A 10,713-nucleotide genomic window follows, 5' to 3' on the forward strand; every position below is an offset into this window, starting at 1 on the left:
TCATCTAAGTTGAAATCGCTTGCGAGCTTGAGCGCCAGAGCGGTCTTGGACGAATAACTTGTTCTATCGGGCTTAAGTGTCTTGGCCTTTTCACACAGCCAAGACCCATAGCGGTCCTAGCAAGCACCGGCGTCGTTAGCTTAAGCGCGTCCAACCACCATCTGGTTTAATCTTCTCTCACCTTGTGCAAGGCGCGAGTCATTCGAGCGCCCATGCGACACCGTCGCCAAGTGGAGCAATAGAGCTTCCTGACCAAGCTGTTCGACTAACCTACCGGAGCGTGGCTGCTCCCCCTCTGTCTGCGGTCTTTCCGCACGATAGCGAAGCCGATGATCGATACCACCAATCACGGCCCAGGCCCGCGAGACGCTGAAGCGGGCTGCCAGGGTAGCCCCGCGCTGCGCGACGGAGGGCAGCGCCTGTGCGTTTCATATGGCCGGCAGCAAAAGCGCTTCCCGTGCCTCCGTGGGCTGCACGGCTCTCGCAGCTTCGTGATCACGCCGATGCGTTCGAGCAAGGCACGTCGTAGTACAATGACCTTGCCTCGAAGAGGAGCCCGGCCATGAAGAAGATCGTGATCGTTACGACCTTTGCTGCCGTTACTCTTACCGCCTATCCGGCGGCGGCATGCGACTGGAACCGTCAGACAAGCGCTAAAGATCCCGTTGTCGCCGCCACCGCCACTTCCACAACTGTTGGACAGGCCTCACAAGGCGCTGCGGCCCAGCCCACGAGTGTCACTTCCGATGAGGGCAATCGCAAACCCCTCCAAGAATCGGCGCCGGTTGTTTTGATCACTGACCGCCACTAGGCGCGCCTGCGAGTCTCGCGACGGTGCGGTCGACGAGCGATCAACTGGGCCTGCGGTCGCCGGCTTCGTGATGTTCGTCGCCACCAGTCCGATCATCAGCCCCGTCGGAAGGGCTGACGCTGCAATTCGCCTCTGCGACTTCAGGGCTGCTGGTCTGGATCAGGAAAAGCTGCTTCCGCATCTCAGTAAGGCGCGCACGGCAAAACTCACGGTATAGAAAATCGAAAATGGCGGGCATGATCGAGCCCTCCGTCGCTCGAATAAGCGCCGCACCACGACAATGGCGCGCGCTGTGAACTAGATCACAGGCAGGCGCCTGTATTCCGGGCTGTTCTGGTCACTTGTGCGTGCGAGGTGGGCGCGCTGTTGACGGGATGCGCGTCGACGGGTCGCTCCGGCGGCTCGTTGTGCGCAGCCGGACGGGTCATCGCCGCGAAGACGCTGATCCCGATGAGAGTTCTGTCGCTGTCACCGTCTCTTGGAACTTGCCAATGCCTTGTCCTAAAGGCGGGTCAGGTCAGCGATCCCGGCGCGAAGCAGGATGTGGTCTTTGTGCCGGCTTGTCCCTCGCTGCATCACCACACCGCGGTGCCGGTCGGGTTTGTGCCTGGACAGCACCTTGTAGGACTCGATCTGGTGGGCGTCCGGGGTGCCGGGGCTGATCGTCACCGAGCCGTCGGAATTGAGCACATAGTCACCGTAGTAGCGGTGACCGTCGGCATCGTTGCAGCACCACCCGCCGAGCGCGTTGTGCTGCGAGCTAAACCACTCGCTGATCTCGGGCGAGTTGCCCTCGCAGGGACCGCCCTTGGCGTGCGAATCTGTGACCATGACGGCGATCAGCATCATCAGCGCGATCGCGATGACCATGAACAAGCGGTTACGGTTCTCGTTGAAAATACTTCCAAACCTCTGGGTAATGACGGCGGACATCTTCGCCTGCGAGCTGCGCCAAACCACAATCGGCTCGGCCTGAGTGCGGGAGCCGGGATGAAGCGACGCGAGTTCTTAGGTGCGAGGGCAGCTCCATTTCTCCTTCGTTCCGCCCAGCATGCTCAGCGACCCTGCTCAGGGTCCAACTGTGGACCTTGCGCGCGGAACGACGTCGCAGAGTTACCCGAGGTCGCCGCCGGCGACTGGCAAGATATTGCCTGTGACATAACTTGCTTCATCCGACGCCAAGAACAGGATTGGCGCGACCTGCTCGTCGATCGAGCCGTATCGCCCGAGGAAGCTAGATTTCTTAACCTGCTTGACGACCTCGTTCATCCATTTCTTTTCTTCAGCCGTATCGCCGTCGGCGTTGCGCGGCACTCGCCTCGGCGGCGCCTCTGTGCCGCCGGGAGCCGTCGCGACAACGCGTATGTTGCCCGACGCATACTCCATCGCCAAGCTTTGAGTGATCGCGTTGATTCCGCCCTTTGCAGCCGAGTATGGCACCCGGTGAATGCCGCGCGTCGCGTTCGATGAGACGTTCACTATCGTACCCCTGCCTCGCCGGGTGAGGTGCGGAATCACGGCGTGACAGCACCACAAGGTGGGCATTAAGGAGCGCCGAATCTCTGCCTCGATCTGCTGCGGCTCGAACCGATGGTATGGTCGCATCCGGATTGCGCCGCCGACGTTGTTGATGAGGATGTCGATTGCGCCGAAGTGTCTGATGGCCTCGGCCATGGCGGCTTCAGCACCGTCGTGGGTTTCGAGATCGCATACGAAGCCGCGGCCTCCGACACCTGCTTCCGAGGCGACATCATCGACGAAGTCCGCACGATCGACGAACAGGACGTTGCCGCCCTCGGCCGCGGCCCGCAGTGCCACGGCGCGTCCGATCCCCTGAGCGGCGCCGGTCACGACCAGCGTCTTTCCGGCAAAGCGGCCTTCGAAGATCATGCTGCCACCGCTTCGCTCGCGGAAAACTTCTCGTAGAAGAAATGCGAGGGGCTCACCCTCTTTTCCGTGAAGAACACCCGCACCGCCTCCACCATCGGCGGCGGACCGCACAGATAGACGTCGCAGTCGCCGTCGTTGAGATGCTCGTCCGCCAGATGCGCCGTGACATATCCCTTCAGCGGATGGGCGCTATCCGGGTTGGCGACGCAGGTCGCCCAGGTGAGCGTCGGGAGTCGCTTGGCCAGCGCTTCGATCCGATCGATCTCGACCAGATCGCCATCATTGGTGACGCCGTAGATCAGATGCACTGGCTGGTCGGTGCCTTGGTCGGCGATGACCTCGAGCATCGACAGGATCGGCGCGAGGCCCGTGCCGCCGGCGAGCATCACGACCGGACGGTCGACCGCGCGCAGGAAGAAGCTTCCTTGCGGACCGACAAACGTCATCCTGGTGCCGGCCTTGGCCTCGCTCGCGAGCCAGCCGCTCATCAGACCGCCCGGCACGTTGCGGATCAGGAAGCTCGCTTCACTCGCCCCCACCTTCGAACTGAACGAGTAGGAACGATGCTCGCTCGTCCCGGGCACCGTGAGGTTCACATACTGGCCAGGCAGGTATCCCAGCGCGTCCGGTCTGTCGAGCTTGAGCTTGAGGATGATCGTGCTGTCCGAGACGAGTTCGACCGAGCTCACCTCGGCGCCATGTTCAGCGGGCTTTACCTTGCAGGCGGTGGACGGAACCGGCACGGCGATAACGCAATCCGAGGACGGCACCATCTGGCAGGTCAGCACCAGTCCCTCCTCGGCCTCGGCTCCATTCAGGGCGTCGTCGAGATATTCGTCGCCGAGATCGTATTCACCCTGCTCGCAGCGGCATTTGCAGGTGCCGCAAACGCCATCCGAACAGTCCATCGGCAGGTTGATCTTGTTGCGATAGGCCGCGTCCAGGACCTTCTCGCCCTCGTTGCATTCGACGAAACGGGTGGCCCCATCCTCGAAATTGAGTGCTACGCGATAAGTCATATCTTACTCTCCGCGATCCCGACGGGCGGCGTCAGATGTGATAGATGTCGATGACCTGGTGGATGTAGTCGCTCTTGAGTACGACCTTCTTGGCCAGGATCCGCAGTTCCTCACCGCGCGTATCCAGCGTGTAGAAGGCGGCGCCGAAGAAGCTGTCGGTCTTCTTGTAGCGGTGGCTGAGCGTGTGCCAGTTGAAGCGCAGGTCTAGCTCGCCGTCGCGCTCCTCCACGATTTCGACATTCGAGACATTGTGGCTGGTACGCGGCTCCGGCGTGCTCGCGCCGGAGCGCTCGGTCTTGATCCGGAAGACACGGTCTTCCAGACCCTCCCGGTTGGGATAGTAGATGAGAGAGATATGCTGCTGCGGGTCCTCGACGAGTTGGTCGTCGTCGTCCCACGCCGGCATCCAGAAACTGGCCTTGGGCGAATAGAGCTTGATCCATTCGTCCCACTGCCGGTCATCGAGCAGCCGCGCCTCGCGAAACAGGAAGGAGCGGACCTGTTCGAGATCGAATTTGCTGGTGGGCACGAGCGTGCTGGCGGTCGCGATGCTCATGCTGCCTCTCCCCGCAACGCAACGACGCCGGCCGCTTCGCCGCCGTTTCGCAGGATCGCCTGGCGCAACGACTTGGCCCAGAACTCATGCTGGCGCACGAACAGGCCTTCGTCCTCGCTGCGTTCGCTGCTCAGCAGCGGCTCGAGGCCGATCGCCCTGGCGTTCTCATCCGGGCCGTCGATCCAATGGACGGCGCCCCGGCTGAGGTCGTTCCAGAGTTCGCCGGCGCCGACATAGGCGGTCTGACAAGCACGGAATTCTTCCAGATCGTCCGGCGTGCCCATGCCGGAGACGTTGAAGAAGTCCTCGTATTGCCGGATGCGGGCCGCTCGTTCCTTGGCGTCCTCTCCTTTGGGCGCGAAGCAGTAGATGGTCACCTCGGTCTCGTTGACGCTGATCGGCCGCACCACGCGGATCTGCGTCGAGAACTGGTCCATGAGGTAGACGTTTGGATAGATTCCGAGATTGCGGGTCTGGCCGATAATGAAGCCGGCGCGATCCTTGCCGAGACGCGCTTCGAGCTCGTCCTTGTGATTGAAGACGGGCCGGACTTCGGGGTTGAGCAGATTGGTCCAGAGCAGGATGTGTCCGTTCTCGAAGCCGTAGACGCCGCCCACGCTCTTGGACCAGCCGTTGGCGTCGACCGTCTTGGTGCCCTCGTTCTCGTAGTTGCGATGGCCCATGGTTGCCGAGTAATTCCAGTGCACGGAGCTCACGTGATATCCGTCGGCACCGTTCTCCATCTGGAGCTTCCAGTTGCCGTCGTAGATGTAGGAGGAATTGCCTCGCAGCACCTCGATGCCGTTGGGCGCTCCGTCGACGATCTGGTCGATCACGGCGTTCGCGCCGCCGAGATGCTCCTCGAGAGAAACGACGTCCGGATTGAGGCTGCCGAACAGAAACCCGCGATAGCTCTCGAACCGCGGCACCTTCGCCAGGTCGTGCGAGCCCTGGGTGTTGAACGAGGCCGGATAGTCGCCAGTCTTGCCGTCCTTCACCTTGAGCAGCTTGCCCGAATTGCTGAAGGTCCAGCCGTGGAATGGACAGGTGAAGCTGCCCTTGTTGCCGTGCTTTCGCCGACAGAGCATCGCGCCGCGATGGGCGCAGGCGTTGATCATTGCATGCAATTCGCCTGCCTTGTCGCGGGTGATCATGATCGGCTTGCGGCCGATCCAGGCACTGAAATAGTCATTGTTCTCAGGGATCTGGCTCTCATGCGCCAGGAACACCCAGTTGCCCTCGAAGATGTGCTCCATCTCGAGCTCGTACATCTCGACATCGGTGAATATGTCGCGGCGGCACCGGAACAACCCGTTCGCCTTGTCTTCGACCACCGCGCCGTCGATGCGCTCCAAGAGTGTCGTCATCGCTTCCTCTCCTCTTCCTATTTGTTGCCGGGTCGGGTCCCCGCCGGAACTCAGGCCGCCTCAGCGCGCTGTCGGGTGGAAAAGTGCTCGTCGGCACCATCGGCGGCGCGCTGGAGCTGGAAGTCAAAATTGATGTAGGCGCTGTCGCCCTGGCGCTGTGGGACCGGCAGCAGACCGTCGCGGGTGGCGAAGGCGAAATCGTCGGCGGCATGCGGGTCGTCGCCGAAGTTGATCTGCGTCGTCAGTTTCCGATAGCCGGGCGCTTCGATGAAGAAGTGGACGTGCGCCGGACGATGACCGTGACGGCCGATCGCCTTCATCAGCGTGTCGGTCGCGCCGCCGGGCGGCACTGAATAGCCGTTCGGCATCTTGGAGTGGAACGAGTATTTTCCGTCGGCGCCGAGCTTGATGCGCGCGCGGTTGTTGAACGGCGTCTGTTCACGGGTTGGGTCGAAGTGCGAGTACCATCCCTCTGAGTTGGCGTGCCAGACGTGCAGGATCGCGTCCTTGACCGGCTCGCCATCCGGACCGGTAACGCGACCCCTCATGTACAGGCTGCCAGTCTCGTCCGGATCCTTCGTCAGATTAACATCGCCCTCCTCGAGCGGCGCACCCGCCACGTAAAGCGGTCCCTCGATGGTACGCGGCGTGCCGCCCGTGCGGCCGGCTTCCGCATCCTTCGCATCCATAAACAGATCCAGGAAGTGCTCGAGGCCCGTGCCCGGCACCAGCAAGCCGAATTCCGGCGCGCCCTTCTGCAGGAAGTTGATGGCGCCCCAGAACTCGTCCTCGCTGATGTCGTGCCGGACGATGATCTCGGCAGCGGCCTCGACGATGTCGCGGACAATGGCCTTCAGACGCGCATCTCCGCTCGGCTGATTGAAGCCCGCAGCCTTGTCGAGCAGTGCCTGGACGTTCGCAGTCTTCACGAAGCTCGTATCCATGTCGTCTCTCCCTTGGTTTTAAGTCCGGCATACGGACGTTCGTCGTTCGGAATATTTTCAGCGCTCGTCGTCGTGGGTTGAAGACGGATGCCTACAGAGCGGCGTCACCTTCATCTCCATGAAGGGATAGAGCGGCAGGCTCGTCAGGATGTCGTGAAGTTCGGCGTTGCTCTCGACATCAAAGATGCTGACGTTCGCGTAGTGGCCGACGACGCGCCAGATGTGGCGCCACTTGCCGGCACGCCGGAGCTCCTGAAACCGATCTTTCTCGCGAGCCTTGAGGCGGGCGGCTTCATCCTTGTTAAAGTCCATCGGGATACGGACGTTCATCTCAACCATCGAAAGCATGTGTCACGCTCCCTTCGCCGCGACGACATGCAAGGTCGGCGCGGTGCGGTCCCGACGAAACCGGGCGATCTTGTCCTCGTCGAGCGCGATCCCGAGACCGGGCCCCGTCGGCACACCCAGCGAGAAGTCGGCGTAGTCCAGCGGCTCGGCCAAAATCTCCTCCGTGAGCAGCAGCGGACCGAACAGCTCAGTGCCCCAAGCGAGCCTGGGAAACGTCGCAAAGAGATGGGCGGAAGCTGCGGTGCCGACACCCGCCTCGAGCATCGTGCCGCCGTAGAGACCGATTCCTGAGGCATCGGCGATGGCCGCGACGTCGCGACCGGCATGCAGTCCGCCCGACTGGGCGATCTTCACGGCGAACACGCGGGCGGCGGCGCTGGCGGCAACACGGAACGCGTCGCGGGGACCATGTAGCGCCTCGTCGGCCATCAGCGGGATGCCGTGCCGCGCGGACAGACGCGCCATGGTGGCAAGCGCGTCGCGGGCGACCGGCTGTTCGACCAGGTCGCAGCCGGCGTCTTCCAGCATTTTCATGCCGGCGTCGGCCTGTGCCTCGTCCCAACCCTGGTTGACGTCGACGCGGACGCTGCCCCGGCTTCCGATCGCTTTCTTGATCGCCGCAACATGCGCGACATCATCGGCCACGCTGCGCTTGCCGATCTTCAGCTTGAAGATCGAATGCCGCCTGGCCTCGATCATCGCCTCGGCTTCCTCGATGTCGCGCGCGGTATTTCCACTCGCGAGCGTCCAGGCCACCGCCAGGCGGTCGCGCACGCGTCCCCCGCCGATCAGTTCGGAGACGGGCACGCCGAGACGCTTGCCAGCGGCATCAAGCAGCGCGGTCTCGATCGCGCACTTGGCGATATGGTTGCCGACGACGCTGCGACCGATCCTCAACATTGTCTCGGCGACGCGGGACACTTCACAGGTCTTCAGGACCGGCGCGATATAGGTATCGATTGCGAGCTTGATGCCTTCCGGGCTTTCTTCGCCGTAGCTCAGACCACCGATCGTGGTGCCTTCGCCGATCCCGATGACACCGTCTGAGCATGTGATCCGGACCAGAACGACGGCCTGGCTGCGCATCGTGGCCATCGCCAGGACGTGAGGCCTTATCGTTGGCACATCGACTATAAAGGTATCGATCTGGGTAGCTTTGCTCGTCACCGGCGCATCCTCGAATTCGTATTTCTTGGCCGAAAACTAGATATATGCGGCATCGATGGCAAAGACCGATTGGGTCCAATATTATACCTGTGCGGTATACGTCTCTCAGATGGGACAATGGTCAGCTCTGCTTTTCCGTACGTTCGACGATGAGTATCGGTGCGTCGTCCGCCGCCAGGAACCGTGGATAACCGCCCCGCCGATCGGTCACCCTCTCGAAAAGCAAGGCGACCGTCTCGCTGGAGCCAATGGCTGAGGGTCGCTTTCTTTCTCTACGTCAGGTATCCCATGAGCACTCGGTTGGCCCGACCGGCGATTGTTAGCCCGTTGAGACATGTTAACCATTGTTCTGATTGCCGGCCCTGGAGCCGACCTGCATCGCGATCGTGCTTCTATCTTCAGGTCAGAGATGGCTCGCAGAGTTCGAGCCGCGTCGAATTCACTGCGGGCGGCTGCGGTTAAGCACCTAGGATCGATTATCGGCTTTCAGGCCCTCACGCCGATCTACAGATTTTGGGCGCTGGCCGCTCCAATTGCGGTTCGATCCACAGGCGCGAAGCCTCGGATTTCCTTGAGTATGGTGCAGGCGCAGTGGCCGCACTTCGCCGTGCAGCCGAGCAAGGCGTAGACGCGACTGACCCGCGGGCATGGTGCGACGCTTGCGATCGCGGACCTAATCTCGACCTCGCTGAGGACGTTGCAACTGCAAACGATCACGGCGCATTCCTGACTGAAGAAACTGCTAGGATCGCAATGGGAGGCAATCCTGGCGAGACTGCCGGCCGCTACGATGGTGAATGAAGCGAGACCACCCTAGGCCGTAGCCTTCGATCGAAACAGGACCGCCTCAGTCTATATTCATACCTGCGGGGTATAGTGCACGCCGAATTCCACATCCTCATCGGAGGGACACGTCGGGTACGATGTCGCTCGACGGCCAAGCACAGCCCGCGCTTCGGCAGGCGTCGCCGGCCTACATCCATGCTTCGGCGGTGTCGGATGCGAGCCGATCCTTGCCGATCCCAATGTTGTCCTCCAGGCCGTTCCGGACCGCGTCGGCGCTCCGTTGCAACGCCCAATCCACGACGAGAGACTGATGGTGATCGATCCGGTCGGCCATCCACGTGGCGCCGGGAATGACGCGCCTCGTTTCCGCGACCGGGAGGGTTTGCCCGGATCAGCTTGAAGCGAAGGATCGATTGTGTCTATTTCAATACTCGAGAGGTATGGACGCGATTGGAGGGCTGTTCCCATGGAACTCCGTCACCTGCGCTACTTCACCACCGTGGCAGCGGAGGGCTCCTTCAGTCGCGCCGCTGAGAAACTCCACATCGCGCAACCACCGTTGAGCCGCCAAGTACAGCAGCTCGAGGACGAACTGGGCGTGCGTCTGCTCGATCGTGGCCGACCGCTTACGTTGACAGAGCCCGGACGATATCTGTTCGAACAGGGACGCCAGATCCTGCAGCGCATTGACGAGATGCGTGCGATGACCAAGCGGATCGCCAAAGGCACGGTATTGCAGTTCAACATCGGCTTTGTCGCATCCACCCTCTACGACGCTCTTCCGGAACTGATCCGCCGCTTCCGCATCATCATGCCCGGCGCAGAGGTCAATCTTCTGGAGATGACGACGCTCGAGCAGGTCGCAGCATTAAAGGACGGTCGTATCGATGTAGGTTTCGGTCGACTGAGATTCGACGATGAGGCGATCGTCCGTAGCGTCATCCGTGAAGAACGCGTCTGCCTTGTGGTACCGCGCCGGCACAAATTGGCGGCCAAGAAGGGGAAGTTGCGGCTGCGCGCAACCGCTGACGAACCGCTTATCGTCTATCCCAAGTCGCCGCGGCCAAGCTACGCCGATCAGGTTCTTTCATTCTACCGCGATGCAGGTATTGAGCCGAGGGTCGCGATGGAGGCGAAGGAGTTGCAGACCGCGCTCGGTCTTGTCGCCTCTGGTGGCGGGGTCTGCATCGTGCCTGCCTCCGTGAGGCGCTTCGGGCGCGACGACGTATGCTTTATCGACCTCGATGAGCCGAAGATGATTTCGCCGATCATCATGAGTTATCGCAAGAATGACGCGTCAATGCTGCTCACGCAACTGATCAAGCTAGTCCGCGAATTCGATAAATGGGATGCATCTACCGGTCACCCTGCCTCCGGTTCGTCTGATTGATCGCGATGCCGCGCCTGCGCCGAGGATTCAAGCTCGACGCAGATATCATTCATTGCCAGATAAGCCTCTCAAGGAGCGGCGCGTCACCGTAGCTACAAGCGAGCCCCTGCCCCTCCCTACTCCGGTTAAGAAGTTGATTCAACACAATCACTTAGCTATCGCGGTTTGGAGGAGCCCCGTGCGATCACGGCCATTGGTCGAGATGCTTCTCGCTCCAGTGAACCAGTTCGTTGCCGCTCCCTCGCCTCACGACGTCCTGCCATTCTGCACGCCATAGTGCGCTTGGATACTCTGTTAGTGGAAGGGAAGTGGAATGCCGACTTCCACCGCATTAAGCTCGGCCACAACTTTGGTCAGTGGTCGTGTCCCCCGTGATGGTGTAGCTCGGTAGAGCAAAGCCGTCCGCACGCGCGCCCTCAAATAGCGCCGTAGCGG

At 61.6% G+C, this 10,713-nt stretch carries 12 protein-coding genes; 2 read left to right on the top strand and 10 right to left on the bottom strand.

Annotated features, from left to right (window positions below; translation table 11 throughout):
* Positions 1–562 precede the first annotated feature (562 nt).
* Positions 563–811, top strand: a complete 249-nt coding sequence (locus Q2941_RS48350; RefSeq protein ID WP_156944735.1) for a hypothetical protein — start codon at positions 563–565, stop codon at positions 809–811.
* Between the two features lie 40 nt (positions 812–851).
* Here the strand turns inward: Q2941_RS48350 and Q2941_RS48355 are convergent, their stop codons facing one another.
* From Q2941_RS48355 to Q2941_RS48400, 10 genes are all read right to left on the bottom strand, one after another.
* On the bottom strand, positions 852–1,049 hold the full coding sequence (locus tag Q2941_RS48355) for a hypothetical protein (RefSeq protein WP_084801729.1): 198 nt from the start codon (positions 1,047–1,049) through the stop codon (positions 852–854).
* 263 nt (positions 1,050–1,312) lie between these two features.
* A complete protein-coding gene (locus Q2941_RS48360; protein ID WP_035664459.1) occupies positions 1,313–1,744 on the bottom strand; it encodes a hypothetical protein in 432 nt (143 codons plus the stop codon).
* Positions 1,745–1,924: 180 nt separating this feature from the next.
* Positions 1,925–2,701, bottom strand: coding sequence for a benzoate diol dehydrogenase BenD (gene benD, locus Q2941_RS48365; RefSeq protein ID WP_458197081.1), 777 nt, complete (start codon positions 2,699–2,701; stop codon positions 1,925–1,927).
* Positions 2,698–3,720, bottom strand: a complete 1,023-nt coding sequence (gene benC, locus Q2941_RS48370) for a benzoate 1,2-dioxygenase electron transfer component BenC (protein WP_458197078.1) — start codon at positions 3,718–3,720, stop codon at positions 2,698–2,700. Before benC ends, benD begins: the two co-directional genes overlap by 4 nt.
* 31 nt (positions 3,721–3,751) lie before the next feature.
* Complete coding sequence (gene benB / locus Q2941_RS48375; protein ID WP_051390098.1) at positions 3,752–4,276, bottom strand: benzoate 1,2-dioxygenase small subunit; 525 nt, start codon at positions 4,274–4,276, stop codon at positions 3,752–3,754.
* Complete coding sequence (locus Q2941_RS48380; RefSeq protein ID WP_458197079.1) at positions 4,273–5,643, bottom strand: Rieske 2Fe-2S domain-containing protein; 1,371 nt, start codon at positions 5,641–5,643, stop codon at positions 4,273–4,275. Before Q2941_RS48380 ends, benB begins: the two co-directional genes overlap by 4 nt.
* Positions 5,644–5,693: 50 nt before the next feature.
* Positions 5,694–6,587, bottom strand: a complete 894-nt coding sequence (locus Q2941_RS48385; protein WP_027526959.1) for a dioxygenase family protein — start codon at positions 6,585–6,587, stop codon at positions 5,694–5,696.
* Between the two features lie 57 nt (positions 6,588–6,644).
* Complete coding sequence (gene catC, locus Q2941_RS48390; RefSeq protein ID WP_027526960.1) at positions 6,645–6,935, bottom strand: muconolactone Delta-isomerase; 291 nt, start codon at positions 6,933–6,935, stop codon at positions 6,645–6,647.
* A gap of 3 nt (positions 6,936–6,938) precedes the next feature.
* Positions 6,939–8,102, bottom strand: coding sequence for a muconate/chloromuconate family cycloisomerase (locus tag Q2941_RS48395; RefSeq protein WP_458197080.1), 1,164 nt, complete (start codon positions 8,100–8,102; stop codon positions 6,939–6,941).
* 973 nt (positions 8,103–9,075) lie between these two features.
* The gene (locus Q2941_RS48400) at positions 9,076–9,222 is read right to left on the bottom strand and encodes a hypothetical protein (RefSeq protein WP_156944736.1); all 147 of its coding nucleotides are present in this window, start codon (positions 9,220–9,222) and stop codon (positions 9,076–9,078) included.
* Between the two features lie 132 nt (positions 9,223–9,354).
* Here Q2941_RS48400 and Q2941_RS48405 point away from each other — a divergent pair, with 132 nt between their 5' ends.
* Positions 9,355–10,278: a LysR family transcriptional regulator gene (locus Q2941_RS48405; protein WP_035664462.1), complete on the top strand. Its 924-nt coding sequence runs from the start codon at positions 9,355–9,357 to the stop codon at positions 10,276–10,278.
* Positions 10,279–10,713: the final 435 nt, after the last annotated feature.

The organism is Bradyrhizobium sp. UFLA05-153 (genome assembly GCF_054185185.1).

What these genes read in the sequence shown, in the direction of transcription:
- catC (WP_027526960.1), bottom strand. Translation starts at nt 6,935, where the DNA reads ATGCTTTCGATGGTTGAGATGAACGTCCGTATCCCGATGGACTTTAAC.
- Q2941_RS48360 (WP_035664459.1), bottom strand. Translation starts at nt 1,744, where the DNA reads ATGTCCGCCGTCATTACCCAGAGGTTTGGAAGTATTTTCAACGAGAAC.
- benB (WP_051390098.1), bottom strand. Translation starts at nt 4,276, where the DNA reads ATGAGCATCGCGACCGCCAGCACGCTCGTGCCCACCAGCAAATTCGAT.
- Q2941_RS48385 (WP_027526959.1), bottom strand. Translation starts at nt 6,587, where the DNA reads ATGGATACGAGCTTCGTGAAGACTGCGAACGTCCAGGCACTGCTCGAC.
- Q2941_RS48400 (WP_156944736.1), bottom strand. Translation starts at nt 9,222, where the DNA reads ATGGCCGACCGGATCGATCACCATCAGTCTCTCGTCGTGGATTGGGCG.
- benC (WP_458197078.1), bottom strand. Translation starts at nt 3,720, where the DNA reads ATGACTTATCGCGTAGCACTCAATTTCGAGGATGGGGCCACCCGTTTC.
- Q2941_RS48405 (WP_035664462.1), top strand. Translation starts at nt 9,355, where the DNA reads ATGGAACTCCGTCACCTGCGCTACTTCACCACCGTGGCAGCGGAGGGC.
- Q2941_RS48355 (WP_084801729.1), bottom strand. Translation starts at nt 1,049, where the DNA reads ATGCCCGCCATTTTCGATTTTCTATACCGTGAGTTTTGCCGTGCGCGC.
- benD (WP_458197081.1), bottom strand. Translation starts at nt 2,701, where the DNA reads ATGATCTTCGAAGGCCGCTTTGCCGGAAAGACGCTGGTCGTGACCGGC.
- Q2941_RS48380 (WP_458197079.1), bottom strand. Translation starts at nt 5,643, where the DNA reads ATGACGACACTCTTGGAGCGCATCGACGGCGCGGTGGTCGAAGACAAG.
- Q2941_RS48350 (WP_156944735.1), top strand. Translation starts at nt 563, where the DNA reads ATGAAGAAGATCGTGATCGTTACGACCTTTGCTGCCGTTACTCTTACC.